Here is a 26,019-nt window from a genome sequence, read left to right on the forward strand (position 1 = left end):
GGAGAAACGGCTGTCGGCGCGCGCTGTTCCATATCCCGCGGTCACGAATTCCTGTCTGCGCGGATAACGTAGCGAAAAGCCCGCCCTCGGGGACCGGGGCGGGCTTGCGACTTTGGTACTGCTATGAGCGTCTTAGCGGATCTTCAGCGTCGCCAGCCCGATCAGCGCCAGAACAAGGCTGATGATCCAGAAGCGGATGACGATCTGCGGCTCGGCCCAGCCGCGTTTCTCGAAATGGTGGTGGATCGGCGCCATCAGGAAGACCCGCCGCCCGGTGCGCTTGAAATAGGCCACCTGAATGATGACGCTCAGCGCCTCGACCACGAAGAGGCCGCCGACAATGGCGAGCACGATCTCGTGCTTGATGCAGACCGCAATGGCCCCCAGCGCCCCGCCCAGAGCCAGCGAGCCGGTATCGCCCATGAACACGGCGGCCGGCGGGGCGTTGTACCACAAAAAGCCCAAGCCCCCGCCCGCGAGCGCGGCAGTGAAGATCAGCAATTCGCCCGTACCCGGCACGTAATGCACGTCGAGATAGGCGGTAAAGTCGACCCGGCCCACGGCATAGGCGATCACGCCCAGCGTCGACGCGGCGATCATCACCGGCATGATGGCCAGACCGTCCAGACCGTCCGTCAGGTTGACCGCGTTGGCCGCGCCGACGATCACGATCATCGCGAAGGGCACGTAGAACAGTCCCATATCGATGAGCGCGGCCTTGAAGACCGGCATCGCCAGCTGGCCCGTCAGCTCGGCCGGATGGGCCCATGCGGCGGCCACCGCCGCCAGCGCCGCGATCACCAGCCCGGCGCCCATGCGGATCTTACCCGAAACGCCCTTGGTGTTCGATTTCGTGACCTTGGCGTAATCGTCGGCGAAACCGATCAGCCCGAAGCCCCATGTGACCAGAAGCGTGATCCAGACATAGGGGTTATCGAGCCGCGCCCAGAGCAGCGTGGACACCGACAGCGCCGACAGAATCAGTAGGCCGCCCATGGTCGGCGTGCCCTTTTTGGTCAGCAGGTGCGATTCGGGCCCGTCCTCGCGGATCGGCTGACCCTTGCCCTGCCGTTTGCGCAGGAAGTTGATCAGCGGCGGTCCGAAGACGAAGCCGAAAATGAGGGCGGTGAAAAAGGCCGCCCCCGCTCGCACGGTGATGTAACGGAAAAGGTTGAAGCCGATAAAGGCCTCGGAAAACTCGGCAAGCCAGTAGAGCATTGGCTATTTCCCTGTCTGCTCGTCGGGAAGCGGGTGGTCGAGGTTGCGCAGGACGTCAACCACACGCGACACATAACTGCCTTTCGAGCCCTTCACCAGCACCACGTCGCCCGGCTGGACCAGCCCATAGGCCTGCGCGCCCAGATCGTCGGCCTGCGCGACATGAAGGCCACGCAACCGCTCGGGCAGCGCATCGGCCAGCGCCTGCATCCGTGGCCCCACTGTATGGACCAGATCTACGGCCTCAAGCGCGGGATGGGTGGCAAGGCCTGCGTGAAGCGCGACTTCGTCGGCGCCCAGCTCAAGCATGTCGCCCAGAATCGCCAGCCTGCGCCCTCCCGCCCCGGTCGGCGTAGCGGCGAGCACGTCGAAAGCGGCGGCCATCGAATCGGGATTGGCGTTGAACGCATCGTCGATCAGCGTGAAGCTGGCATCGACCATGCTGTCGAGGCGGATCACCTCTTGCTGGCCACGCCCGGCGGGGGGGCGCCAATCAGCGATGTCGAGCGCGGCGATATCCCATTCGGCACCGGCGGCCTCGGCAGCGGCGAGCGCGGCCACCGCATTCATCGCCATGTGACGGCCCGGCGCGGCGGTCTTGAACAGGAATTTCCGTGCCGGATGGCCCGGCTGCAGCGCGATCTCGCCGCGCACGCCCGAACTGTCGGCGGCGACCGAGATCTCGGTCACGCGGTAGGCGGCATCTGCGGCCTCGCCGAACCCCAGCGCGTGCCCTGCCTCGGCGGCGGCGCGGGCAAGGATCGGCGTGGTGGGCAGATCGGCGTTGTATAGTGCGGTCCCGTCCGGTTCGAGCCCCTCATAGATCGACGCCTTTTCATGCGCGATCCCGTCGAGCGAGCCAAACGCTTCCAGATGCGCGGATCCGACGATCGTCACCAGCGCGACATGCGGTCGGGCAAGACGCGCGAGCGGTGCGATCTCGCCGGGATGGTTCATACCGATCTCGATCACCGCGAAACGGGTCGCGGCGGGCATCCGCGCCAGCGTGAGCGGCACGCCCCAATGGTTGTTGTAGCTGGCCTCGGCCGCATGGGTGGCGCCTTGGCGCGACAGGATGTGGCGCAGCATTTCCTTGGTCGAGGTCTTGCCGACCGATCCGGTCACGGCAATCACCCGCGCCTGCGTACGCGCCCGCGCTGCCTTCGCCATGGCGCCCAGCCCTTCCAGCACGTCGGACACCACCAGACAGGGGCCGGTGACCCCCTCGGGCACGCGGCTGACGAGGGCGGCGGCGGCGCCCTTCTCGAAAGCCTGAGCCAAGAAATCGTGGCCGTCGCGCGCGGCACTCAGCGCGATGAACATCTCGCCCGGACGGATCGTGCGGGTGTCGATGGAAAGGCCGGTGACCTCGAAAGGGGCGGTTGCCGTACCGCCGGTGGCCTGTTCGGCCTCGACCTGTGTCCAGAGCGCCATGTCAGAGTGTCCCGTCAAGCGCCGCGACGGCGACGCTGGCCTGTTCGATATCATCGAACGGATACACCACGCTGCCGACCGTCTGGCCGGTTTCATGGCCCTTGCCCGCGATCAGCAGCGCGTCGCCCGGCTGCAGCGCGTCAATCGCGCGCAGGATCGCCTCGGCGCGGTCGCCGACCTCATTGGCCTCGGGCGCGCCTTTCAATATTTCTGCACGGATCACGGCCGGATCCTCGCTCCGGGGGTTGTCGTCTGTCACAAAAACAACATCCGCGTTTTCCGCCGCAGCCTTGCCCATCAGCGGACGCTTGAGCTTGTCGCGGTCGCCCCCGGCGCCCAGAACGACGATCAACCGCCCCATCACATGCGGGCGCATCGCCTTGAGCGCGGTCTCGACCGCTGCCGGGGTATGGGCGTAATCGACATAGACCGGCGCACCGTTTTCGCGGGTTGCTGCAAGCTGCATCCGGCCCCTGACGCCCTGCAGGCTTTCCAGCGCACGCACCGCTTCATCGGTATCGCCGCCCGTGGCCAGCACAAGACCCAGCGCAACCAGCGCGTTCGAAGCCTGAAAGCCGCCGACGAGATCCAGATCGACCTGATGGACATGGCCCTTGAAGTCAAAGCGCAGAGTCTGGCCGTGCGGATGGAAGCGCTGCGCGACGATGCGCAGGTCGCAATCGGCCTCGGACCCGACCTTGAGCACCGGCTGGGCGACCACGCCCGACAATCTGGCGCCCCATTCGTCGTCGATATTGATCACCGCCACCGCGTCTTCGGGCATGAGGCGGGCGAAAAGACCGGCCTTGGCGGTGAAATAGTCGTCCATCGAAGCGTGGTAGTCGAGATGGTCCTGCGAGAGATTGGTGAACGCCCCCGCCGCCAGCCGCACCCCTTCGAGCCGCCGCTGGTCCAGCCCGTGCGAGCTGGCCTCCATCGCGGCATGGGTGACACCCGCCTCGGCGGCCTGCGCCAAGAGCCGTTGCAAGGTCACGGAATCGGGCGTGGTATGCGCCAGCGGACGGCCCCACGCGCCCTCGACACCCGTGGTGCCGATATTGATCGCCTCGTATCCCAGCGCCGTCCAGATCTGCCGCGTGAAGCTGGCGACCGAGGTCTTGCCATTGGTCCCCGTCACCGCGGCCATCACCGCGGGCTGCGCGCCAAAAAACAGCGCCGCCGCCATGGCCAGCGTGCCACGCGGATCCTCGGCCACGATCAACGCGGCCTCGGGGTGGCGTTCCAGCGTCTCGGCGGCGATGCGCGCGCCTTCGCGGTCGGTCAGGATGGCGGTCGCGCCCATGCGCAGGGCGGGGTCGATGAACTCGCCGCCATGAACGCGGGTGCCGGGAAGCGCCGCGAACAGCGTGCCCGGTTTCACCTCGCGGCTGTCGAGCGTGATCGCGTCGACGCGGGCATGGGGATCGCCCCGGCGCGGGGTCAGTCCCAGCTCGCCCAGAGTGCGGTTCGTCATCATTGCCCCCTTGCGCAATCTTCACCGCGCGGTTTGCCGAGGCGCAATCGCCGTCGCGGTCTCTGGGGATGCCTAGCGCAGGCGAAGCATCGCATCAATCTCTGCTGCGCTCTGTGGGCGCAGCCCCAGCATCGGCGCGATCCGCTCGACCATTTCGCGGACGACCGGAACCACGGTCCAGCCCGCCGTGCGACGGTTCTGGCCCGCCGCGAAAACCGATGGCTCGTCCATCGTCACCACGAACACGTAGCGCGGATCGTTCATCGGGAAAGCGCCGGCAAAGGTGGCGACGACGCGGTCTTCGTAATAGCCGCCCTGCGGGTCGGGCTTGTCGGCGGTGCCGGTCTTGCCGCCGATGGCATAGCCCTCGGCCTCGCCGAACATCGAGGCGGTGCCATCCGTCACCACCCGGCGCATCATCGCCCGCATCTGCCGCGAGGTCTGCTCGGAGATCACACGCTCGCCCACGGCTGGGTTGGTGCGGCGCAAAAGCGTGGGCTGCACGCGGGTGCCGCCGTTCACGATCGTCGCGTAGCCCGCCGCCAGTTGCAGCGGCGTCATGCTCAGACCGTGGCCGTAGCTGACGGTCATCGAAGTGATCTCGGACCAGCGGGGGTCGTATTGCGGGCTCACATTGCGCGATTCGGGCAGTTCGATCGGCATCGGGTCAAGGAAGCCAAAGCTCTGCAGGAAGGCGCGCTGCCGCTCGGCACCAATCATCTGCGCCAAGCGCGCGGTCCCCACATTCGAGGATTCGACCAGCACATCGGTGACGGTCATCTGCGCGGGCATCCGGTGCATGTCGCTGATCCGGTGCCGCCCGAAGCGCAGCGGGCCACGCGTGTCGATCATCGTGTCGGGCGTGACAAGACCCGCTTCCAGCGCCTGCGCCACGGCGAAGACCTTCATCACCGAACCCAGCTCGTAAAGGCCCTGCACCGTACGATTGAACAGCGGCGAATCGGCGGGATCGCCCGACAAAGCGGGCGCGGGCCGGTCATTGGGGTCAAAGGTCGGCGCCGAGGCCATCGAGACGATCTCGCCGGTATAGGCGTCCATCAGAATGGCCGAGCCGCCATTGGCGTTGTAGACCTGAATGCCGCCCGCCAGCACCTCTTCGACCACCGCCTGAATAGACAGATCCAGCGACAGCGACAGCGACACATCGGCAAGATCCGGATCGCTCAAACGGTTATCGGCGGCCAGTTCGATCCCGGCGATGCCTTCGATCTCGGCGGCGGTCACGCCCTGCTCGCCGTAATTCGTCCCGCCCAGCACATGCGCCGCCAGCGTACCGTTGGGGTAAAGCCGCATGTCGCGCGGGCCCAGCAGCAGACCGGGATCGCCGATATCATGCGCAGCCTGCGCCTGTTCGGGCGACACGCGCGCGCGAATCCATGCGAAGCGGCGGTCGGGGTCGGTCAGGCGCGCGGCCAGCCGGTCGACATCGAGCTCGGGGAAAATGCGCCCCAACTCATGCGCGGCGCGCACCCCGTCAACCAGATAGCGGGTCTCGGCATACAGCGAATGGGTGACGAGGTTGGTCGCCAGCAGGCGCCCGTTTCGATCGAGCACATCGGCACGCTCGCCCGAAATCGTCTCGCCGGTATAGGCTTCGGGTTCAGCCACCGGCGAGGCGGCCAGCATGCCCATCTTGGCGCCGACCGCCGCATAGCCCGCAAAAAAGGCCACGGCGAGGAACAGGATGCGCCATTCCGCCCGGCGGCGCCCGGCATCGCGCGCCTGTTCACGGCGCAGGCGCAGGTTTTCGCGTTCGATGCCCGACGGGTTCACGCCCTGCGAACGGGCATCGAGAACACGGGCAAGCGGTCTGAGCGGCGTGCGGGTCACAGCGTATCCTCCGGCGTCGGGGCAAGGATCTGCGGATAGGGAACGTCTTCGATCTGGCCGAACTGACGGCCCTCCATCGGACCAAGGCCCAAGCGTTCGAAATTCAGCACCGCCAGCGAGCGCAGGCGCTGCGGGCGGTTGAGATAGGCCCATTCGGCCTGCTGGACATCGAGCGCCTCGTTCAGCGACCGGATTTCCGCGCGCAGGCTGCGCACGTCGCGCAGCGCGGTCTGGGTCTTCTGGTTCTGGTCATAGGCCCAGATCGCCAGTCCGATGACGCCAAAGGCGGCAAGCATATAGAAGACGGCACGCATCAGCGATCTCCTTGCAAGACAAGACGGGGCAGCCCCAGCGCGCTGCGCTCGACCGGACCGGCAGGCGCGTCGGTGCGCCGCCCGATGCGCAAGAGCGCCGAGCGCGAACGGGGATTGGCAGCGCATTCGGCCTCGTCCGCGGCGATGGCCTTGCGCGTGACGGTCTCGAAGCGCGGCGCTTCCTGCTCGGTCATCGGGGCGTGGCGGCTGCCCTGCCCCGCCCGGCCCGAGCGCTGCTGAAAGAAGCGTTTGACGATCCGGTCTTCGAGCGAATGGAAACTGACGACAGCCAGCATCCCGCCGGGGTTGAGCGCGCGCTCTGCCGCTTCCAGCCCGTCGACAAGCTGGTGGAACTCGGCATTCACGGCGATGCGCAGGGCCTGAAAACTGCGGGTCGCCGGATGGCTCTGGCCGGGTTTGGGACGGGGAAGCTGGCTGCTGACGATCTCGGCCAGTTGCAGCGTGGTTTCAATCGGTTGCACCGTACGCGCCTTGACGATGGCGCGGGCGATCCGGCGCGAGGCACGCTCTTCGCCATAGTGAAACAGGATATCGGCCAGCGCCGCTTCGTCCTCGGTATTCACCAGATCTGCGGCCGAAGGGCCATCCTGGCTCATCCGCATGTCGAGCGGGCCGTCGCGGGTAAAGGAAAAGCCGCGCTCGGGCAGGTCGAGCTGCATCGATGACACGCCGAGATCCAGAGCCACCCCGTCGAGCGGCTCGCCCGCCAGCGTGTCGAGTTCCGAGAACGTGCCCTGCACGACGCGGATACGCTCGCCGTAAGGCGCGGCCCAGTCCTGCGCCATGCTCAGCGCCAGCGGGTCGCGGTCGATGCCGATTACCCGGTCGGCGCCCGCCGCGACCAGCCCGCGCGTATAGCCGCCCGCGCCCATCGTGCCGTCAAGCCAGACACCCCGCACCGGAGCGACACCGGCAAGCAGGGGGCCGAGAAGAACGGGGATGTGCGGGGCGTCCTGTGGGTCGCTCGACATGGGCCCGTCCGTCATTCAGGGGTTTCGGTCTTGGCGGGAAGCTCGGGCAGCCAGGATTCGTAATCGAAATCGTCGTCCTCGTCGGCGAAGATGTCTTCGAACCCGCCCTCTTCCTCTTCGTAGGTTTCCGGCTTGTAGATCATGAACTGATCCGAAGCGGCAACGAACAGGGCCTGTTTCGTCAGGTCCAGCTTGGTGCGCAGCTTGACGGGCAACAGGATGCGTCCGTCCTCCATCACTTCGATATCATCGGCCAGCGCGTGATAGATTTTTTCCAGCGCGCGGCGCCGCTTCGAGCCGTTGGGCAACAGCTTGATGCGTTCCTCGATTCTCTCGATCTCTTTGATGGTGTAGCATTTGAGGTAATTCTGCGTCGGAGGACCGAACACGATCACCATATTGGCACGCTTGCCCGTTTCCCAATCCGGGTCGCCCGCTTCGATCACACGCCGAAAGCGGGGCGGTATGGATACCCGCCCTTTCGCGTCGATCGTTTGTGTTTCGCTTCCGCGAAAGCCACGCGCCACGGTTTTGCGCCTCATGCCACGGCCCGCGAGGGGCCAGAAAAAAGTAACGCCGGCCCGGGTGCTGCCATACCCGGGCCGGCGCCCTCGTCCCATTTTCTGGGGTCGTCCAGATGCGTAACCGTCTTACTGGGGGGGGGGGTCGAAGACGCTGCTCGCTACGCTCTAGATTCTTGGTCGTTGGTGGTTGCCTGTAGTCTGCCTTAAGGAAGCGTTTGTTGTTCTGTGCTTCCGTGAACCCACTATACGCATGAGACTTCCCGGCAGTCCATGGCACTTCTTGGCACTTCTGGCATTTTTTCGGGGCGACGTGCCCAACCGCACCACCAGAAGCGGGTTCTGGACGCCATCGTTAACCATATATTGCCCTGAGAGCGCGCAGCCACACCACATCCTGCGGGCCATTTTGTGTGGCGAAAAGTGAGAGAATCGGATCGCGACGGGCGACAATGTTGCCCCATGGACACAGGCAACCGATAACACGCCCGTGATGACGATTTTACACCAGAAATCTCGACCACCCAAATCCCCTGTCTGCGATTCGGCCAATATCCGCCGAGGGCCATTGACGCGGGAATCTACGCAGTTTTCGTGAGAATCCGATCGCGACTCGGATCACGCGCCTGTGAGTCGCATCAAGAGCACGGAGTCGAGTCGGTTTGGATGAGGGGACGTCATTTTTTTCGGCGCCAGCAGCCACCTTCAAGGGTGCCATATTTTCCCAAGCCATCCGGTCTCCGGCGGCCCTGGTGCCGGGATTTCCCATCGCCCGACCCTGCCGGAGCGACGAATTCCCGCAAATTCCCACCAACGCCCCGGCAATGTGCCAAACGCAGCGCGGGCGGGCCGGGATTTCCCATCCCGTCCCAATCGGCGACCGCTGGCGGCGCAGCCGGTGCCATAAGGTGCCAGCGCCCACCTCTCCGCGCATGGAAAACGCGCGGCCCATCGGATGGACCGCGCGCGATAACACTTTCAGGACCGCTTCTGTCAGGCGAGCTGCGCAATCAATTGCCGCGCCATCGCGCGATAGCTTTCCGCCGCCGGGCTGTCGGTGGCCGCAACCGGCAGACCGCCATCGCCCGAAAGCCGCACTTCGATCGAGAGCGGCAACTGCGCCAGCACCGGCAGGCCCATCTTCTCGGCCTCCCGCGTGACGCCGCCCTCACCGAAGATATGCTCTTCATGGCCGCAATTGGGGCAGATAAAGGTCGACATATTCTCGACCAGACCCAGCACCGGCGTTTTCAGCACCTCGAACGCGTTCAGAGCACGGCGGGCATCAAGCAGCGCCACGTCCTGCGGGGTCGAGACGACGATCGCGCCCGTCACAGGGAATTTCTGGCACAGGGTCATCTGCACGTCGCCGGTGCCCGGCGGCATGTCGATCACCAGCACATCCAGATCGCCCCACGCCACTTGCGTCATGAGTTGCTGAAGCGCGCCCATCAGCATCGGGCCGCGCCAGATCAGCGCCTGATCCTCGGGCAGCATCATCCCGATCGAGATGACGCGGATCCCGTGCGCGACCGGCGGGATGATGGTCTTGCCATCGGGCGAGGCGGGCTTTTTCGTCACGCCCATCATGCGCGGCTGGCTGGGGCCATAGATATCGGCATCCACCAGCCCGACCTTCCATCCCTCGCGCGCGAGGGCGATGGCGAGATTGGCGGAAACCGTGGATTTGCCGACCCCGCCCTTGCCCGACCCCACGGCGATGATGCGCTTGACGCCCGGCACCTCCGACGGGCCGGCGGTGGGATGGCGACCGATCTTCAGCGAAGGCGGCTCGCCCTGAGGGTCGCCCTGCGGCGCCTGACGGGCGGGGGCTTTGGCGGCGGGGCCGTGGGCGGTCATGGCGATGGCCACGCGCTCGACCCCCGGCAGGGCCTTGAGCGCGGCCTCGGCCTGGGCCTGCACCGGTTCGAGCGCCTTGGCTTCGTCGGGCGTCTCGGCTTCGATCACGAAGCGGACGGCGCCCGCATCGATCACCAGCGCGCGCACCAGATCGCGGCTCACGAGATCCCCGCCCTGGGGAAGCGTGACGCGGGCGAGAACTGCCAGCACCTCGTCGCGTGTCGGGCTCGTCATCGGGAACTCCTGTTCAGCTGAAAGATTCGTTGGGCGTAACCTGCGCAGGAATCGCGCCAAGGCAAGGGCAAGCGCGCTTTCGCCGCGACTCGGAGCCTCATGTACACATTCGCCCCGATTCCCGGCGCCCCGGTACAGATTGTCGCAGCTGCGGGCAGCGGTTCGCCCTCAAAACTCGACCCTGATGCGAGCAGAAACGGAGAAACACACGCCTGAGGCACCTTTACCCTACGTCGCCATGCTCTTGCCGCATAGCAGCAATGCCGATGAAAGGGATTGTGCATATGCAGCATTTGGACCATCTTTGCTTCAACGGCGGAAGAAATTCAGCGGCAGGAACGCTCGAAGCTCGGAACGCCAAAGACGAAAGAGTGACCGACATGGCATACGCTACAGCAAATACGACCCGCAGCACCGGCTTTCTGGCTCCGATCTCGGACGCTTTCGGCGCGCTGCGCACCGCATGGGCACGTTCGCGCGTGTATGTGCGGACCTACAACGAACTGAACGCGCTTTCCACCCGCGAGCTCGCCGACCTCGGCATCAGCCGGTCGATGATCACGCGCCTGGCCTACGAAGCGGCCTACGGCAAAGACGCCTGAATTTCCGGGCCCGCGAGGGCCTGTGACCAGGACGACGGCCCCTCCTCCTCCCTGGGCCGATCGTGCAAGGAACCCGCCGCTTCCTCCTCCCTGCGGCGAGGTTCCGACCAGTAGCTTAGGCCCCTCCTCCTCCCTGGGCCGACAGCACTCCGGCGCGGTTCCCCTCCTCCTCCCTGGGAACCGCGCCCCGAATTCCGGGGCCTTTCCAAAGGTCTGGCCCCACAAAGACGCGGACGCCTTCCTCCTCCCTGGCGTTCGTTCTGGCGCGACGCTCCTCTCTCCTCCCTCGGAGCGTCGCGCCCAAAGACTACGGTGGCCGGACCTCCTCCCTCGGTCGATCGTAAACCGCGCGGTTGCTCCTCCTCCTCCCTGAGCAACCGCGCCACCATTCCGGGGCCCTTCCGAAGGTCTGGCCCCACCCGGATACGGACGCCTTCCTCCTCCCTGGCGTTCGTCAGAGGCGCGGCGCTCCTCTCTCCTCCCTCGGAGTGCCGCACCCTCCTCAAACGGTGAACGGATCCTCCCCCGAACACCGGAACAGAGCGCGGTTGCCCCTCCTCCTCCCTGGGCAACCGCGCTTTTTCTTTTCTCGAATCAGGATATTGCAGCCCCGCGACGGGCCCCGGCGCCCAACGGCGCCCGATTGATGCCGAATGCTGCGCGTGCAAAAGGGGCAAATGAAATAATCATTTACCCCTGAGCGCTATTAAGTTTTCAGCACGAAGAAAAAGAGCCGGAAGCTGACCAAAGGGTCAGAACGGTACGTCGTCCATTCCGTCCGCAGGTAGCACGAAACGCGCGACTATGTGCTTCTCGCCGGCGCGGTCGAACGCGACGGCCAGCTTGTCGCCATCCACCGCCATGACCGTGCCCGTGCCGAATTTCTGGTGAAAGACCCGCTCACCCGGCGCGAAATGCACCTCGGCGGTCGAGCCCCGCACGGCCTTGGGCGCGGCGGGGGCGGATTTGGCGCGCGACTGCAGGCGCTTCCAGCCGGGCGCATTGTACACATCCGCCCGGGTCGCGCGGCCTTCCAGCGAGTCGGGATCGGGCGTCGCGGTGCCCGAATGCCGACCGGCCGCGCCGAATGCCCCGCCATGCAGGCCCGGCGGCACCAGCACTTCGACATGATCGCGCGGCAATTCGTCGATGAATCGGCTGGGCAACTGGCTTTGCCACTGGCCGAACACCCGCCGGTTGGCCGCGAACGAGATCAGGCACAGCCGCTCGGCACGGGTGATGCCGACATAGGCCAGCCTGCGCTCTTCCTCGAGCCCCTTGAGGCCGTTCTCATCCATCGAGCGCTGCGAGGGGAACAGCCCGTCTTCCCAGCCGGGCAGGAAAACCACGGGGAATTCCAGCCCCTTGGCCGCATGAAGGGTCATGATCGTGACCTTCTCCTGCGTTTCCTCGCTCTCATTGTCCATGATCAGCGCGACATGCTCCAGGAACCCTTGCAGGCTCTCGAATTCCTCGAGCGCCTTGATCAGTTCCTTGAGGTTCTCAAGCCGCCCTTCCGCCTCGGGCGTCTTTTCGTTCTGCCACATCGCGGTATAGCCCGATTCGTCGAGCATCATCTCGGCCAGCCGCACATGGCTGACGCCGCCTGACGGCGCATCGTCGTCGATCACCAGCGCGTCGTCCTGACCGGGCACGACAGGGCTGCGCACCATATCGTGCCAGCGCGCCATATTCTCGATGAACGCGCGCAGATTGCCCGCTGCCTTGCCCCCCAGCAGCCCGTCGCGCAGAACCAAGGCCGCGCCCATCAGAAGCGGCACCTCGGCCTCGCGCGAGACGCGCTGGATCGTCTGGCGCGCCTTGTCGCCGATGCCGCGCTTGGGGGTGTTCACCACGCGCTCGAAGGCCAGATCGTCGGTCGGGCTGACGGCAAGCCGGAAATAGGCCATCGCGTCGCGGATCTCGAGCCGCTCGTAGAAGCGCGGCCCGCCGACGACGCGGTAAGGCAGTCCGATGGTCAGGAAGCGGTCTTCGAAGGCGCGCATCTGGTGGCTGGCGCGCACAAGGATCGCCATCCCGTTGGGGCTGACCGGGTCCATGCCCCGCGTGCCCCGCTCCAGCGCCTCGATCTCTTCACCGACCCAGCGCGCCTCGTCCTCGCCGTCCCAATGGCCGATGAGCCTGAGCTTCTCGCCCTCGGTCTCTTCGGTCCACAGCGTCTTGCCGAGACGGTTCTCGTTGCCCTGAATCACGCCTGAGGCCGCAGCCAGAATATGCGGCGTCGAGCGATAATTTTGCTCAAGCCGGATAACCTTGGCGCCCGGAAAATCGCGCTCGAACCGCAGGATGTTGCCGACTTCGGCACCGCGCCAGCCATAGATCGACTGGTCGTCATCACCCACGCAGCAGATGTTCTTGTGGCTTTGCGCCAAGAGCCGCAGCAGCAGATATTGCGCGACGTTGGTGTCCTGATACTCGTCCACCATGATGTATTTGAGCCAGCGCTGATACTGCGCCAGCACATCGGGATGGGTCTGCAGGATCGTCACGACATGCAGCAGCAGGTCGCCGAAATCGCAGGCATTGAGCGTGCGCAGGCGGTCCTGATAGGCGGCGTAGAGCTCGGTGCCGCGGTTGTTGAACGCGCCCGCTTCCGAGCCGGGCACCTGTTCGGGCCGCCACGCGCGGTTCTTCCAATTGTCGATGAGCGACGCCAACTGCCGAGCGGGCCAGCGCTTTTCATCCATGTTCCACGCCTGGATGAGCTGCTTCATCAGCCGAAGCTGATCATCGGTATCGAGGATCGTGAAATTGGGCTTCAGCCCAACAAGCTCGGCGTGACGGCGCAAGAACCGCACGCCGATGGCATGGAAAGTGCCCAGCCACGGCATTCCTTCGACCGCATCGCCCAGAAGCGCGCCGATACGGTATTTCATCTCGCGCGCGGCCTTGTTGGTAAAGGTAACCGCAAGGATTTCATTGGGGCGCGCGGTGCCCGTGGCGATCAGCTGCGCGATGCGCGCGGTCAGCGCCTTGGTCTTGCCGGTGCCCGCGCCCGCCAGCATCAGAACCGGACCGTCGAGCGTCTCGACCGCCTCGCGCTGCGGCGCGTTCAGACCGTCGAGATAGGCCGCCGACCGATTGGCCGCGACGCCCCCCATGGCCATCTCTGACAGGCTGCGTTCACTCATGCGTCGTTCCCCACTTGTTCCTGTCTTGCCCGTCTTGGCCCCGGGGTTCAACCCCCGTCATCGGCGCCGCGCCAGATAGGCGCGCGAAAACGCCAGATAGCCCGGCGCGGTCACCTGCAAGTGATCGCGCATCAGCCGGTGCAGGGCGGGCAACCGGTCGAAGGGGACATTGGGCATCACGTGATGCTCGACATGATAGGGCATGTTCCACGCAAGGAAACGCACCATGGCTGTGGTAAAAGTGGTGCGGGTATTGGCAAACATATCAGACACGCGCGGACAATCGCCATGCTCGGCCAGCAGGTAGAGCCGCAAGAAAGGCTGCCCCAGCAGAACGGGGATCAGCCAGAGCCACAGAACCGCGTCGCTCCAGATCAGGCTGAGCACCGCCAGCGCATAGACGGCCAGCAGAACCCGAGCCTCGCGCCCGGCGCGGGCGCGCACCCGTTCGGGCAGATAAGCAGGATGTTCGCGGCCGGTTGCCAGCCGCCAGATCAGCCGCGCAGACCCCCACCAAAGCGGCAGGCCCGAGACATGCCAGAGCCATTCGGCGCGGGTCTCGGGCTTGCGACTGTCGAGCTCGGGATCGCCCGGCTGGTTGGTATGGCGGTGATGGGCGAAGTGGAAATACCGAAACCATGTGAACGGGTTAAGGATCAGCGCCCCGATGGTCGCGCCCACCCAATCGCAGAGCCGGTCGCTGGCAAAAGGCGTCCGGTGCGTGCATTCATGCTGAAGGGTGAAGAGGAAGACGATCAGCACCCCCTGCACGGGCAACAACAGCGGCCAGCCGGGTATCGCCGCGGCAATGGCCCCGCCGGTCCCAAGAATCGCCCCCATGTGCCCGGCCAGATGCCACAGCCCCTGCCCCGGATACCGCGCGGTCAGAGCCGCCCGGCGCCCGGATGGCAGGGACTTGAGAAAATCACTATGGGTCACGCCGCGCGCGCGCCGGGCTCGGGCGCGAAGGGGCGGATCTCGACGCTGTCGCCGTGGAACCGGCAGAACGAGCCAGGCGGGATCGCCTCCCAGTCGCCCTCGTCGGTTTCCAAGGGCTCAGAGACCACGGCCCGCCCGCCACGCGAGGCCGACCAGCGGTGAAACAGGCTCGGCGCGTGATCGTCCGAGGCGTAGCGCGCGGCATACAGCGTCTCGCCATCGCTGAACGCGCAGGTCATGCGCAGATGCGGCAGAGCGCCCTGCGCGGCACTCAGGGCCATCAGCCGCCCCGCCGCCCGCGCCAGTGCGCCCTGCGGATCCGCCTCCAGCCCCTCGGCCAGCGCCACGAGGAACAGCACCTCGCTGTCGGTCGCGCCCTTGCGATGGGTGTAAAGCGCGGCGGGGATCATCATATCCGCGTCGCGCCGGAACGCGTCATAGCCGCCGATCTGGCCGTTATGCATGAACGACCAGCGACCGACGACGAAGGGATGGCAATTGTTGCGGCTGGTCGCGGTCCCGGTCGAGGCCCGGACATGCGCCAGAAACAACCGCGAACGCACCTGCGCGGTGATCGAGCGCAGGTTGGGATCGGACCAGGCGGGATGGATGTCGCGAAACAAGCCGGGCTCGTCCCGTTCACCGTACCACGCGACGCCGAACCCGTCGGCATTGATCGCGCTTGTGCACAGCGTGGCGCACTGGCTCTGGTGAATGAGCGAATGGCCGGGGCGGCTGACCACGTCTTCAAGAAAAATCGGTGCGCCCGTATAGGCGGCCCAGCGGCACATGCGACGGCTCCGGTCTTGACTGCGCCAGCCATATCACGGCGCGCGCCACAGGCAAACAATGCTGGAAGAAATGCAGAAGGGGGGCGCTGCCCCCCCTCGCGCTGACGCGCTCACCCCCCGGGATATTTGTGGATTAAAGATGGGCGTTAAGGCGCCGTTAATCGTCCATCTTTATTCCTAAAATATCCTCGGGGGTGTCCAGAGGGGGCAGACAGCCCCCTTTGGGTCTTTCCACCGGGCGCGAGGCGGGGGTCAGAGCGTAGCGTCGTCCATGAGTTCGACAACCACAAGGTCGCGCACCGAGGCGCCGCGGGCATGATCCAGCGCCGCCTGGTACGCCGCTGAACGGTAGCAGGTTTCCGCCGCTTCCAGCGAGGGGAAGACCGCCACGACATGACGGGCGCGGTCGGCGCCTTCGAGCGTCACGTAGCGCGCGGCGCGGGCGATGAATTTGCCGCCATGCTCGGCGATGGCCGGGCCCGCGCCCTCGGCATAGCGGGCATAGGCGTCGGCATCGGTTACCTCGACATGGGCGATCCACAGGGCCTTGGGCATGATCATTGTCCTCCGATCACAGTTTCGGCGGCGGCGATGGCTTTCTCGGCGCCCGCGATATCGGCGCCGCCGCCCTGGGCCATGGCCGGACGGCCGCCGCCGCCCTTTCCGCCCAGTTCCACGACCGCCGCCTTGAGGATATCGACCGCCGACAGCGTGCCGGTCAGGTCATCCGTCACCCCCGCCGCGACCGCCGGTTTCGCGCCGGTATCGGCGATCAACAGAACGGCGCCCGATCCCAGCTTATCCTTCAGCGCGTCGACCATGGCGGGCAATTCCTTGCCCGACACGCCCGAGACCACCTGCGCGATGAATTTCACACCGGCGATCTCTTTGGCTTCGGCCCCGCCACCGCTGCCGCCGCCCATCGCGAGATCGCGTTTGAGCTGCGCGACTTCGTTGGCCAGCGCGCGGCGTTCCTCGGCCAGCGCCTTTACGCGGTCGACCACATCAGCCATCGGCGTTTTGAGAAGCTGCGCGACTTCACCCAGACGCGCGTCCTGCGCGCGCAGATGGGCCAGTGCCGGGGCGCCGGTCAGCGCCTCTATCCGGCGCACGCCGGCGGATGAGGCCGAATCGCCCAGCAGGACGAAAGCGCCGATATCGCCGGTGCGTTTCACATGCGTCCCACCGCAGAGTTCGAGCGAATAGGTATGGCCGTCGGTCCCCTTGCCGCTGTCGAGCAGCTGGCCCATCGACACGACCCGGACCTCGTCGCCGTATTTCTCGCCAAACAGCGCCTGCGCGCCAAGGCCACGGGCGTCGTCGGGGGTCATAATGCGGGTTTCCACCGCGCCGTTCTGGCGGATGAAGGCGTTCACCTCGGCCTCGACGCTGGCGATTTCCGTCGGTTCCAGCGCCTTGGTATGGCTGAAATCGAAGCGCAGCCGGTCGGGCGCATTAAGCGAGCCGCGTTGCGCGACATGGTCGCCCAGCGCGCGGCGCAGCGCTTCGTGCAGCAGGTGGGTGGCCGAGTGGTTGGCGCGGATCGCGGTTCGGCGGGTGTGGTCAACTTCCAGCTTGACCGCCATTCCGCGCGTCAGCGTGCCGTCGATCACCTTGGCCTGATGGATGAAGACGCCTTCGACCTTCTTGGTGTCACGCACCTCGGCCTCGCCGCCATCCCAGCGGATCCAGCCGCTATCGCCGACCTGACCGCCGGATTCGGCGTAGAAGGGTGTCTGGTTCACCACGATCGCGACTTCGCCCGAGGCGCTGTCGACCATGGTTTCGCCTTCGACCAACGCCATGACCTGCGCCTCGGCGCTTTCGGTGTCATAGCCGAGGAATTCGGTACCGCCGTGCTTTTCGGCCACGTCGAACCACACCGCCTGGCTGGCCGCGTCGCCCGAACCCGACCACGCCGCGCGCGCCTTGGCCTTTTGTTCGGCCATCGCCGCCTCGAAGCCCGCGATATCGACATTGCGGGTCTTTTCGCGCAGCGCGTCCTGTGTCAGGTCGAGCGGGAAGCCGTAGGTGTCATAAAGCTTGAACGCCGCTTCGCCCGGAAGATCGGCGTCTTCGGGCAGCTTTTCCAGCTCGGCATCGAGCAGTTTCAGCCCGCGATCCAGCGTCGTGCGGAAGCGGGTTTCTTCCAGCTTCAGCGTCTCGGTGATCAGCGCCTCGGCGGTGCGCAGCTCGGTATAGTGACCACCCATCGCCCGCACCAGCGCCGGAACCAGCTTGTACATGACGGGGTCCTGCGCGCCCAGCATATGGGCATGGCGCATGGCGCGGCGCATGATCCGGCGCAGCACGTAACCGCGCCCTTCATTCGAGGGCATGACGCCATCGGCCATCAGGAACGAGGTCGAGCGCAGGTGGTCCGCGATGACGCGGTGATGGGTCTTGCCCGGCCCGTCGGGGGCGCCGTCGGTCAGGTTGGCCGAGGCCTCGATCAGCCCGCGCATCAGGTCGGTGTCGTAATTGTCGTGTTTGCCCTGCAAGAGCGCGCCGATCCGCTCAAGTCCCATGCCGGTGTCGATCGACTGCATGTCGAGCGGGCGCATCGAGCCGTCCTCGAACTGCTCGTTTTGCATGAACACGACGTTCCAGATCTCGATGAAACGGTCGCCGTCCTCATCCGCCGATCCCGGCGGGCCGCCCCAGATATGGTCGCCGTGATCGTAGAAGATCTCGGTGCAGGGGCCACAGGGACCGGTCGGGCCCATGCGCCAGAAATTGTCATCGGTGCCGATGCGGATGATCCGGTCTTCGGGCACGCCGACCTTTTTCCATATTTCGAAGGCTTCCTCGTCGGTATGGTAGACCGTGGTCAGCAGGCGCTCTTTCGAGATGCCGAAATCCTTGGTCAGCAATTCCCACGCAAACGGGATCGCTTCGGTCTTGAAGTAATCGCCGAAGCTGAAATTCCCGAGCATCTCGAAGAAGGTATGGTGCCGTGCGGTGTAGCCGACATTGTCGAGATCGTTGTGCTTGCCGCCGGCGCGGACGCATTTCTGGCTAGTCGTGGCGCGGTTGTAGTCGCGGTGTTCAAGGCCGGTGAAGACGTTCTTGAACTGCACCATGCCCGAATTCACGAACATCAGCGTCGGGTCGTTGCGCGGCACGAGGGGCGAGCTGTCCACCACGGCATGGCCCTGGCGGCGGAAATAATCGAGGAAGGTCGAGCGGATATCGTTGAGGCTTGCCATTGGCGGAACGGGCCTTTTTCGGGTCAGCGGGGTTGCGGGCCATTTAGAGGAAATCGGCGGTCCGTTCCAAGGGGAATCGCATGGAAAGGCGCAGCCGGGCGCGAAAGCGGGCCGTGCAAGCGGCCGGGGGCGCCCAAAGCAAAGCGCCGGCCCAGGGGGCCGGCGTGGATCACAGGGGCATGGGCCGGGCGAACGACGATGCGTGCACGCCCGTCCTGACGGGGCTCAGAGCCGCGTCCAGGGGTTGATGCCGCGCTTTTTCAGCCCGGTATAGGTCAGCCACATATAGTACACATCGGCGATGAAGATCGCGACGATGAAGGTGATGACGAACTTGCCGTCCTCGGGGCGCGAGAGGATGTAAATGATCCCCCCGGTCATCGACGTGCCGATCCATTTCGCCCAGGCGATGGTGAAGCTCTGCCCCTCGGGGCCACCGCGCAGGTAGTACATGGCGATGAACGAGATCGACATGATGGCGTTCTGGATGAAGGCGATCATCTTCGCGCCTTCGATCTGGTCGTTGTTGAAGTAGGTCTCGAACTGCCAGAAGAAGAGGCCGCCATAGTACATGATGAAGAACGAGAAAATCAGCATGAAGACGGTGAAGCCGATCCACTGCCCGCGGGTGATGCTGTAGGCGCGCTCGAAGTACTTATAGCCGTATTTGAAGTAGGTATACAGGATCACAAGGTCCAGCGTCGCCCAGATCAGGAAGATGATCTGCGCTTTGAGCCCGCCATAAGGGATGAGTTCGCTGTCGGCGCTGCCATAGGGCGGGATGAAGATCGCGAAGACGATTTCCCAGGCAAGGTTCAGCGCAAGCGGCACGATCGGCATCCCGTAGGACTGATCTTTGAAGCCGCGATAGATGATCCCGATATAGGTGAGTGCCCAAGTATAGGTACACAGGTGATAGGCGATGATCGTGTGGGTTTCCATGGGTCGACGGGCTCGGCTCTGGTCAGTACGAAATGTGGGGCAATCAGCCTGCGGGCGAAACACATCGCGCGGGCTGCGCAGAAGTCGCATCATTTTTCCGTGGTGTCCATATTACCCGGACACAAGCGCAGGGCGTGCGGCAAGCGGTCGCCCGCACGCGGCCTTCCGGGCCCCCTCGCCCCCCGCAAAGCCGCTCCAGACCACAGGACGCGACGGCGCGGCGACAGGTTCCGGTCGCTTGAAGCGCCCCTCCCCCTTTCGCGCGCCGCGACCATGGGTTATTTGCAGCGCCATAACCCCCGATGGCAGTGAGCGAGCGCGATGGATTACGAAAAGCCGGGCCCCGTCGAAGAAAACTGGCGTGACGCGATCTCGTCGATCGAGGAGATCATCGACGACGCGCGCAATGGACGGATGTTCATCCTCGTCGATCACGAGGATCGCGAGAACGAGGGCGATCTGGTGATCCCCGCGCAGATGGCCACGCCCGAAGCGATCAATTTCATGGCCACGCATGGCCGCGGCCTGATCTGCGTGTCGATGCCGGGCGACCGGATCGACGCGCTGGGTCTGCCGCTGATGTCGACCAACAACGCCTCGCGCCACGAGACCGCCTTTACCGTATCGATCGAAGCGCGCGAAGGCGTGACCACCGGGATTTCGGCCTATGACCGCGCGCGCACTGTCGCGGTGGCGATCGACCCTTCGAAAACCGGCGCCGATATCGCCACGCCCGGCCACATCTTCCCGCTGCGCGCGCGTGACGGCGGCGTGCTGGTGCGCGCGGGCCATACCGAAGCGGCGGTGGATATCTCGCGCCTTGCGGGGCTGAATGCCTCGGGCGTGATCTGCGAGATCATGAAGGACGACGGCGACATGGCGCGCCTGCCCGATCTCATCGCCTTCGCGCAGAAGCACAATCTGAAGATCGGCACGATCAGCGACCTGATCGCCTATCGCCGCCGTCACGACAACCTCGTGCGCGAGACCGCGCAGCGCTCGGTTACCTCGGCGCATGGCGGCGAATGGATGATGCGCGTCTTCACCGACCAGACGCAGGGCGCCGAGCATATCGTGCTGTCGATGGGCGACCTGACCGACCCGGCGCCGGTTTTGACGCGGATGCACGCGATGAACCCGATCGAGGACGTTCTGGGCATCGGCGAAGGCCATGCGGGCGACCTGCAGGGCGCGATGAAGCTCATCGCATCCGAGGGGCGCGGCGTCGTGGTGCTGTTGCGCGACACGGCGATGAAGCTCGACCTCGACGAAGGGGGCTCGCCGCAGATCCTGCGCCAATACGGTCTGGGGGCACAGATCCTCGCGGCCCTCGGCCTGCACCAGCTGACGCTTGTGACCAATTCGCCCACGCCGCGCGTCGTGGGCCTTGATGCCTACGGGCTAGAAATCGCGGGCACCCGCCCCATCCCCAAGGAGTGAGCCATGGCAGGCGCCAGCCACTATACCCTTCCGCTGCCCGAATTCGACCAGCCGGTGAAAATGCTGATCGTCGTGGCCCCCTATTACCGCGACATCGCCGATGACCTCATCGCTGGCGCCAAGGCCACGATCGAAGCGGTCGGCGGCAGCTACGAGGTGATCGAGGTTCCCGGCGCGCTGGAAGTCCCCGCGGCCGTGAGCACGGCATGGCGGATGTCGAATTTCGACGGGTTCGTCGCGCTCGGCTGCGTCATTCGCGGCGAGACCACGCATTACGACACGGTCTGCAACGACAGCTCGCGCGGACTGACGCTGCTCAGCCTTCAGGGCTGCTGCCTGGGCAATGGCATCCTGACCGTGGAAAACCACGAACAGGCCGCCGTGCGTGCTGATCCGAAGGACCAGAACAAGGGCGGTGGCGCTGCTGCTGCCGCGCTGCATCTGATCGCGCTGCAACGCCGCTGGGGCGCGCCCAAGGGCAAGATCGGTTTCCGCCCGCTGGGCGAGACGATCCAGCTTGCCGAAGGGGGCGACCGGGCATGAGCAAGGTTGACGCGAAGCGCGCGCTGCGCTCGGCCGCGCGGTTCTATGCCGTGCAGGCGCTGTTCCAGATGGAGACCTCGGGCCAGACGGTCGAGAAGGTCCGCGCCGAGTTCGAGAATTTCCGCATCGGCGCCGAGGGCGAGGACGAGACGTGGGTCGAGGCCGATATCGCCCTGTTCCGGCGGCTGCTCGAAATGGCTGTCGACCAGCAGGCCAAGATCGACCAGCTGACCGACCGGGGCCTTGTGGCGAAATGGCCGATCGCGCGGATCGACCCGACCTTGCGCGCGCTGTTCCGCGCAGCGGGCGCCGAGATGGTCGAAACCGACACCCCGCCGCGGGTGGTCATCACCGAATACGTCCAGCTCGCGCAGGCGTTCTTCCCCGAGGGGAAAGAGTCGAAATTCGTGAATGCCGTGCTCGACCACATGGCCCGCGAAGCGCGCCCCGAGGCGTTCTCGTAAACGACCTTCCGCACAGCGCGACGAAGGGGCCCTTTGGGCCCCTTTTTCGTTGCCGCACGGGATCTAAGTTCCGCGCGCAACGGCTGCCCTGCGACGACCTTGCTGCCAGGATCGGAATACAATAATGAGGGGACGACGAAAGCGCCGTGCCCTCCCATCATGCCAGCTTGTCGACCAGTATCGCGCTGAGCGTCGATCCGGATCGGCGCAACACCGCAAGCTTTTGGAAAGCGTCCGAGTTCCAGAAGCGTCTGGCGTGATCGCGGTCGGGGAATTCAAGAATGAACGCGGCATCCGGAAGCTGCGCGCTTCCTTCCAGGCTTTCGGGGTTGCCTCCGCGTACCAGAAACTGCCCGCTATGCTCTTTGACGACATCGGGGATCTTCGAGAAGTATTCGTCCATCCAGTCCCGGTTGTGTATCTGCATCTGGCCGATGATGAATGCCGTCATGTTGCTTCTCCCCGGAGGCCTCGGCGTGCCGAGCTTACCGGAAGCATAGAGCGACAAGGCCCATTCTCAAAGCGCCTGCCCCTCCATAGCCATGAAGACTGGGAGGAACTGGGTCCGTCGTCAGCCCTATCAGCTGTGGGCAAAACGTCCGATCTGCTGCGCCACGGATCGCGCGAGCGGATGATCGATCGACGCCACACGGCGCTGCGCGGCCTCGAAAAAGGCGGTCTCCGTCGCGCTCACGCCGGGGGTCACCATCGTCTGACGCCGCTGGACCATCGCCGCGCGAAACGCCGTCTCGGCCAGAAAACCCTCGTCTTCCGAGGCGTTGAAAGCCCTCATCATCCGCTGCATGCGCGTCCCAAGCGCGTCGCGGTGCCGTTCCCATGCCTGCATCCGGTCCCCGACCGCCCAGTCCATGGTCCGCGCATTCGAGGCTGTCACCCGTTCGTGCAGGGGAAAGAACCGTTTGCGATACAGCGCCCTGGGCAGATGGATCACCGGCCCCGCCTCAAGAAGACCGAGGGCATATTCCGCTTCCACCGCAAATCCACTCCAGCGATCCGTCGGGAACCCTTGGGTGACCGCGATGGCGCTGCGGCGCGTGACGCCGCGCCATGGCATGGCCCTTGCCCCTTGCATCATGAAACGGATCAGGTGCGACATCCGGTCTTCGCGCCGCGGCAAGATGACCGACCTGACCCCGGTCGCCTTTTCCGCCCCGAAGGTCGTCATATCGCCGTATGCGACGGATGCCTCGGGGTGCTCTGACACCAGCGGGAACAGCGTCGCCAGATAATCGGGATCCCAGATGTCATCATGCGGCAAAGGGGCGTAGAAAGGCGTCTCCACCCGCTCCAGCAGCACGTTGAAATTGCCAGCCCACCCCAGACGCCGGGGATTGGTCGACACCCTGACGCGCGGATCGTCGCGAAACGGCTCCAGCGCGGCTTCGGTATCGTCAGGGCCGCGATCGGGCGGGTCAATGGCAATCTCGACGCGGAAATCGTCGAAGCTCTGCGCCAGCACCGACGCGAGCGTTTCCCCGATGAAAGGCCCGGCCTGATAGGCGGGGATACAGACGGTTATCACGCGCAGGCTCCCAATTCGGCCAGCACCCTAAGCGCCGCCATTTCCCCGTATTCCGGGGCCATGACGTATTTTCCGGTATTAACCGAATGATATCGCGGCAGACTGGTCACACCGATCTCTGCACGGCTATGCAATCCGCTTTCGGGGTCGGTTATGCCGGAAGTTCCCCATGCGGAAATGTACCCGCCTTTGACCTGAAAATCGCGCGCGTGCTTTGCAAGCGCTGCGCCGTATCCGGGCATGTATCGCGCAAGCGCCGCGATGCTGTCATCCGTGATGCGCCGGGCCGTCGCGGGCGAAAGGGTGACGGGGCGCGGATCGGGCGCCAGCGCGACTTCGCTTTTCACCAAACCGGCCGGATACCAGCTCACATAGACCCGCTCGCCGCAGGCGACGGTGTCCCCGTATTCGCCGATGACGAAGGTGACGTTGGGCGTGCGATCTGCAAGCTCCTTGTTTTGCAGGTGCAAGCCGCATTTGAACCGGTGAACGGCGCGGCGCGGCGGCTTCAGCCCAAGGCCCTCATCCAGCCGCAATCGTTGCTCCCAGCTGGCGTTGACGACCGCGCCGAAGGTCTCGCGCAGGTGCTCTGGCCCCCATGTCACCACGAAGCCGTCACCGTCGCGGGCGATCCCTGTGACTTCGGCTTCGGTGCGCGTCTCGACCAGCGGCTGAGCGCCGAGCGCTGCGATCAGAAACGGTCGCTTCGTGGCCGGATGGCTTGCGATTTCGTTCGTTTCCCATGCCGCCGAGATTTCCCTCGTATCGAACAGGTCATCCATTTCGCTGTCCCCAAGGCGGCGCAATCGACTGTCGGGCTTGCTCATCAGCGCATCGCCCCAGCTGTCCGCGTGCTCTTGGACCTGCCCAAGATGCAGAGCGATCCTGTCTTCGGAGATCATGCTGTCGCGCGGACAGGCATAGAGGAACGGCTGCTCAGACAGGCCGAGCCCCGTCTCGGGGATCCATCGCGTCAGGATCCTGCGAAAGCTCGCCGCCCCCGACAGCAGCCGCTTTGTCGTCGCGTGGCTGGGATCGAGCGCATAGGTGTAACCAAGGTGGATCTTGCCCTCGCACACAGCGCTTGCTCCGGAAAACAGCGCGGCATTGCGTTCGAACAATACAACCGGAACCCCGGCATCCGCAAGGCGCAGGGCGGCCGTCACGCCCGCCAGCCCGCTGCCGATCACGGCAACCGGACCGCGATCAAGCCGCGGTTTGCGCTGCGCCATCTCTTTCCACTTTCATTTGATGATGTCTGTCGGACCGCTTCTTTAACCATCTCGGTCCCGCGAGGTGAAGCTCTGTTCCCTCAGCGGCAGAAACGGAGGACCGTTCCTGCATTGCGCGCGGAACGCCTGCATCAGCAAAGGTCACGAAGGTGTGAAAGTTTCGGGCGCTTTGTCCTGATGCCGTGACCATGAGACGCTTCTTAGTGGCTCAGCAACCGCTGGCAGGGGAAGAAGGCCACATTGTTGAGCGTACCGGCGTGCCCCCCCGATCCGGGGAGTACCACCTGCCCGCATGTCGAGACGATCCTTTCTTGGCTTCTCACGCATTTTGCGACACGCTACGCGCATGGCAACCGAGATGGCTACATCATGCCCTCGCCCCGTCGCCATAGGCGGGCTCGGCGGAAGCGGAACGCGGGTTTTTGCCAGCCTTCTGCAAACGGCGGGACTTCATATCGGCGATTGTCTGAATGTCCCTCTCGATAACCTGTGGTTCACGGTTCTTTTCAAACGGGCGATGTGGGCGCATCCGGCCAATCCACGGATACCGGAACCGACGGATGTTGCCACCTCGATCCGGTTGTTCGTCCGCGCGATGACCGAGGGGATCTCGGATGATCTGGACGAGGCTGATCGCGCCCGGATCACCCGGCTGCGCGCCGATCTGCCGCCGGATGGACATTGGCGATGCGGCGCAAAAGCGGTCCATGCCGACAGCCTGATGCAGAGTCCGAAGGTTCAGGACGGGCCCACGCGACGTTGGGGATGGAAAGAGCCCAACACGCATATTTTCCTGCCCCATCTTGACCGCGCGGCCCTTGGCCTGCGCTACATCCATATCGTGCGTGACGGCTATGACATGGCTTTTAGCGGAAACACCTGGCAGATGCGGCATTGGGGGCATCTGTATGGCTGCCCGGCCGATGCAAACAGCCCATGGCCCCAACAACAGCTACGCTATTGGGTCGCCGCCAATCATGCCGCACTGACCTATGGCCGTTCCCTATGGCCGTTCGCATATGGCGGACCGGTTCCTCGCGGTGCACTACGATGATTTCTGCGCCCGGCCTGCGCTCCACTGGGCCCGGATCCAGCGCTTCCTTGGCCTGTCCGAGACGATCCCTCTGCCGCAAGAGCTGGTCAAAAGCTCGACAATCGGACGCAGCAACGCGCATGACCTGTCGATATTCCCCGACGCGGATCGCGCGGCGGTCCGCGATCTGACGGCACTCGTGGAAAAGCGGGGTCAGCCCGGCTGATGCCG

Annotated in this window: 23 protein-coding genes; 6 read left to right on the forward strand and 17 right to left on the reverse strand. The window is 65.1% G+C overall.

Annotated elements, in window-relative coordinates; all coding sequences use genetic code 11:
* Positions 1-132 precede the first annotated feature (132 nt).
* From mraY to JI664_RS00945, 8 genes are all read right to left on the reverse strand, one after another.
* Positions 133-1,218, reverse strand: coding sequence for a phospho-N-acetylmuramoyl-pentapeptide-transferase (gene mraY, locus JI664_RS00910; protein ID WP_207011826.1), 1,086 nt, complete (start codon positions 1,216-1,218; stop codon positions 133-135).
* A 3-nt stretch (positions 1,219-1,221) separates the two neighbouring features.
* Positions 1,222-2,652, reverse strand: coding sequence for a UDP-N-acetylmuramoyl-tripeptide--D-alanyl-D-alanine ligase (locus JI664_RS00915; RefSeq protein WP_207011827.1), 1,431 nt, complete (start codon positions 2,650-2,652; stop codon positions 1,222-1,224).
* 1 nt (position 2,653) lies between these two features.
* Positions 2,654-4,129, reverse strand: coding sequence for a UDP-N-acetylmuramoyl-L-alanyl-D-glutamate--2,6-diaminopimelate ligase (locus JI664_RS00920; RefSeq protein WP_414707700.1), 1,476 nt, complete (start codon positions 4,127-4,129; stop codon positions 2,654-2,656).
* Between the two features lie 69 nt (positions 4,130-4,198).
* Positions 4,199-5,977 (reverse strand): peptidoglycan D,D-transpeptidase FtsI family protein, encoded by a 1,779-nt coding sequence (locus JI664_RS00925; RefSeq protein ID WP_207011829.1) that lies wholly within the window; start codon positions 5,975-5,977, stop codon positions 4,199-4,201.
* Positions 5,974-6,291 (reverse strand): cell division protein FtsL, encoded by a 318-nt coding sequence (gene ftsL / locus JI664_RS23830; RefSeq protein WP_207011830.1) that lies wholly within the window; start codon positions 6,289-6,291, stop codon positions 5,974-5,976. Before ftsL ends, JI664_RS00925 begins: the two co-directional genes overlap by 4 nt.
* Positions 6,291-7,283, reverse strand: a complete 993-nt coding sequence (gene rsmH, locus JI664_RS00935) for a 16S rRNA (cytosine(1402)-N(4))-methyltransferase RsmH (protein ID WP_207011831.1) — start codon at positions 7,281-7,283, stop codon at positions 6,291-6,293. The genes ftsL and rsmH overlap by 1 nt, the downstream gene beginning before the upstream one ends.
* 11 nt (positions 7,284-7,294) lie before the next feature.
* A complete protein-coding gene (gene mraZ, locus JI664_RS00940; RefSeq protein WP_207011832.1) occupies positions 7,295-7,825 on the reverse strand; it encodes a division/cell wall cluster transcriptional repressor MraZ in 531 nt (176 codons plus the stop codon).
* A 972-nt stretch (positions 7,826-8,797) separates the two neighbouring features.
* Positions 8,798-9,898: an Mrp/NBP35 family ATP-binding protein gene (locus JI664_RS00945; RefSeq protein ID WP_207011833.1), complete on the reverse strand. Its 1,101-nt coding sequence runs from the start codon at positions 9,896-9,898 to the stop codon at positions 8,798-8,800.
* A gap of 266 nt (positions 9,899-10,164) precedes the next feature.
* On the opposite strand from JI664_RS00945, the gene JI664_RS00950 reads away from it, so the two are divergent.
* Positions 10,165-10,500: a DUF1127 domain-containing protein gene (locus JI664_RS00950; RefSeq protein WP_414707701.1), complete on the forward strand. Its 336-nt coding sequence runs from the start codon at positions 10,165-10,167 to the stop codon at positions 10,498-10,500.
* Between the two features lie 752 nt (positions 10,501-11,252).
* Here JI664_RS00950 and JI664_RS00955 read toward each other — a convergent pair.
* The 6 genes from JI664_RS00955 to JI664_RS00980 all read right to left on the reverse strand — a co-directional run bounded on the left by JI664_RS00955 (position 11,253) and on the right by JI664_RS00980 (position 19,533).
* Positions 11,253-13,652, reverse strand: coding sequence for an ATP-dependent helicase (locus tag JI664_RS00955; protein ID WP_207011834.1), 2,400 nt, complete (start codon positions 13,650-13,652; stop codon positions 11,253-11,255).
* 57 nt (positions 13,653-13,709) lie between these two features.
* Entirely contained in the window at positions 13,710-14,591 is an 882-nt protein-coding gene (locus JI664_RS00960) for a fatty acid desaturase (RefSeq protein ID WP_207011835.1), read from the reverse strand.
* Positions 14,588-15,382, reverse strand: a complete 795-nt coding sequence (locus tag JI664_RS00965) for a class II glutamine amidotransferase (RefSeq protein ID WP_207011836.1) — start codon at positions 15,380-15,382, stop codon at positions 14,588-14,590. Before JI664_RS00965 ends, JI664_RS00960 begins: the two co-directional genes overlap by 4 nt.
* Before the next feature lie 252 nt (positions 15,383-15,634).
* Positions 15,635-15,937, reverse strand: coding sequence for a DUF1330 domain-containing protein (locus tag JI664_RS00970; protein ID WP_207011837.1), 303 nt, complete (start codon positions 15,935-15,937; stop codon positions 15,635-15,637).
* A gap of 2 nt (positions 15,938-15,939) precedes the next feature.
* Positions 15,940-18,591: an alanine--tRNA ligase gene (gene alaS, locus JI664_RS00975; protein ID WP_207011838.1), complete on the reverse strand. Its 2,652-nt coding sequence runs from the start codon at positions 18,589-18,591 to the stop codon at positions 15,940-15,942.
* Between the two features lie 225 nt (positions 18,592-18,816).
* A complete protein-coding gene (locus JI664_RS00980) occupies positions 18,817-19,533 on the reverse strand; it encodes a hypothetical protein (RefSeq protein WP_207011839.1) in 717 nt (238 codons plus the stop codon).
* A 321-nt stretch (positions 19,534-19,854) separates the two neighbouring features.
* Between JI664_RS00980 and ribB the strand changes: the two genes are divergently transcribed.
* The 3 genes from ribB to nusB are packed head-to-tail and all read left to right on the forward strand — an operon-like array spanning position 19,855 to position 21,980.
* Positions 19,855-20,973 carry a 3,4-dihydroxy-2-butanone-4-phosphate synthase gene (gene ribB / locus JI664_RS00985; RefSeq protein ID WP_207011840.1) on the forward strand — a complete coding sequence of 373 codons (1,119 nt, stop codon included), beginning with the start codon at positions 19,855-19,857 and terminating at the stop codon, positions 20,971-20,973.
* Between the two features lie 3 nt (positions 20,974-20,976).
* Positions 20,977-21,516: a 6,7-dimethyl-8-ribityllumazine synthase gene (locus JI664_RS00990; RefSeq protein ID WP_207011841.1), complete on the forward strand. Its 540-nt coding sequence runs from the start codon at positions 20,977-20,979 to the stop codon at positions 21,514-21,516.
* Complete coding sequence (nusB, locus tag JI664_RS00995; protein WP_207011842.1) at positions 21,513-21,980, forward strand: transcription antitermination factor NusB; 468 nt, start codon at positions 21,513-21,515, stop codon at positions 21,978-21,980. The genes JI664_RS00990 and nusB overlap by 4 nt, the downstream gene beginning before the upstream one ends.
* Before the next feature lie 157 nt (positions 21,981-22,137).
* On the opposite strand, the gene JI664_RS01000 is transcribed toward nusB, so the two are convergent.
* From JI664_RS01000 to JI664_RS01010, 3 genes are all read right to left on the reverse strand, one after another.
* Complete coding sequence (locus tag JI664_RS01000) at positions 22,138-22,431, reverse strand: DUF1330 domain-containing protein (RefSeq protein WP_207011843.1); 294 nt, start codon at positions 22,429-22,431, stop codon at positions 22,138-22,140.
* A 129-nt stretch (positions 22,432-22,560) separates the two neighbouring features.
* Complete coding sequence (locus tag JI664_RS01005; RefSeq protein WP_207011844.1) at positions 22,561-23,523, reverse strand: glycosyltransferase family 2 protein; 963 nt, start codon at positions 23,521-23,523, stop codon at positions 22,561-22,563.
* Positions 23,520-24,755 carry an FAD-dependent oxidoreductase gene (locus tag JI664_RS01010; RefSeq protein ID WP_207011845.1) on the reverse strand — a complete coding sequence of 412 codons (1,236 nt, stop codon included), beginning with the start codon at positions 24,753-24,755 and terminating at the stop codon, positions 23,520-23,522. The genes JI664_RS01005 and JI664_RS01010 overlap by 4 nt, the downstream gene beginning before the upstream one ends.
* A gap of 346 nt (positions 24,756-25,101) precedes the next feature.
* Here JI664_RS01010 and JI664_RS01015 point away from each other — a divergent pair, with 346 nt between their 5' ends.
* The gene (locus tag JI664_RS01015) at positions 25,102-25,809 is read left to right on the forward strand and encodes a sulfotransferase (protein ID WP_207011846.1); all 708 of its coding nucleotides are present in this window, start codon (positions 25,102-25,104) and stop codon (positions 25,807-25,809) included.
* Positions 25,796-26,014, forward strand: coding sequence for a hypothetical protein (locus tag JI664_RS01020; protein WP_207011847.1), 219 nt, complete (start codon positions 25,796-25,798; stop codon positions 26,012-26,014). Before JI664_RS01015 ends, JI664_RS01020 begins: the two co-directional genes overlap by 14 nt.
* Positions 26,015-26,019: the final 5 nt, after the last annotated feature.

The sequence above is a fragment of the Rhodobacter sp. NTK016B genome, assembly GCF_017303295.1.
Taxonomy (GTDB): Bacteria; Pseudomonadota; Alphaproteobacteria; order Rhodobacterales; family Rhodobacteraceae; genus Pararhodobacter.

Excerpts from the sequence above, each read along its gene's own strand:
- mraY (WP_207011826.1), bottom strand. The coding sequence starts at position 1,218 with ATGCTCTACTGGCTTGCCGAGTTTTCCGAGGCCTTTATCGGCTTCAAC.
- nusB (WP_207011842.1), top strand. The coding sequence starts at position 21,513 with ATGAGCAAGGTTGACGCGAAGCGCGCGCTGCGCTCGGCCGCGCGGTTC.
- JI664_RS00970 (WP_207011837.1), bottom strand. The coding sequence starts at position 15,937 with ATGCCCAAGGCCCTGTGGATCGCCCATGTCGAGGTAACCGATGCCGAC.
- JI664_RS00980 (WP_207011839.1), bottom strand. The coding sequence starts at position 19,533 with ATGGAAACCCACACGATCATCGCCTATCACCTGTGTACCTATACTTGG.
- JI664_RS00950 (WP_414707701.1), top strand. The coding sequence starts at position 10,165 with ATGAAAGGGATTGTGCATATGCAGCATTTGGACCATCTTTGCTTCAAC.
- JI664_RS00920 (WP_414707700.1), bottom strand. The coding sequence starts at position 4,129 with ATGATGACGAACCGCACTCTGGGCGAGCTGGGACTGACCCCGCGCCGG.
- JI664_RS00945 (WP_207011833.1), bottom strand. The coding sequence starts at position 9,898 with ATGACGAGCCCGACACGCGACGAGGTGCTGGCAGTTCTCGCCCGCGTC.
- JI664_RS00965 (WP_207011836.1), bottom strand. The coding sequence starts at position 15,382 with ATGTGCCGCTGGGCCGCCTATACGGGCGCACCGATTTTTCTTGAAGAC.
- JI664_RS01010 (WP_207011845.1), bottom strand. The coding sequence starts at position 24,755 with ATGGCGCAGCGCAAACCGCGGCTTGATCGCGGTCCGGTTGCCGTGATC.
- ribB (WP_207011840.1), top strand. The coding sequence starts at position 19,855 with ATGGATTACGAAAAGCCGGGCCCCGTCGAAGAAAACTGGCGTGACGCG.
- alaS (WP_207011838.1), bottom strand. The coding sequence starts at position 18,591 with ATGGCAAGCCTCAACGATATCCGCTCGACCTTCCTCGATTATTTCCGC.
- JI664_RS01015 (WP_207011846.1), top strand. The coding sequence starts at position 25,102 with ATGGCAACCGAGATGGCTACATCATGCCCTCGCCCCGTCGCCATAGGC.
- JI664_RS00915 (WP_207011827.1), bottom strand. The coding sequence starts at position 2,652 with ATGGCGCTCTGGACACAGGTCGAGGCCGAACAGGCCACCGGCGGTACG.
- mraZ (WP_207011832.1), bottom strand. The coding sequence starts at position 7,825 with ATGAGGCGCAAAACCGTGGCGCGTGGCTTTCGCGGAAGCGAAACACAA.
- JI664_RS00955 (WP_207011834.1), bottom strand. The coding sequence starts at position 13,652 with ATGAGTGAACGCAGCCTGTCAGAGATGGCCATGGGGGGCGTCGCGGCC.
- ftsL (WP_207011830.1), bottom strand. The coding sequence starts at position 6,291 with ATGCGTGCCGTCTTCTATATGCTTGCCGCCTTTGGCGTCATCGGACTG.
- JI664_RS00990 (WP_207011841.1), top strand. The coding sequence starts at position 20,977 with ATGGCAGGCGCCAGCCACTATACCCTTCCGCTGCCCGAATTCGACCAG.
- rsmH (WP_207011831.1), bottom strand. The coding sequence starts at position 7,283 with ATGTCGAGCGACCCACAGGACGCCCCGCACATCCCCGTTCTTCTCGGC.
- JI664_RS01000 (WP_207011843.1), bottom strand. The coding sequence starts at position 22,431 with ATGACGGCATTCATCATCGGCCAGATGCAGATACACAACCGGGACTGG.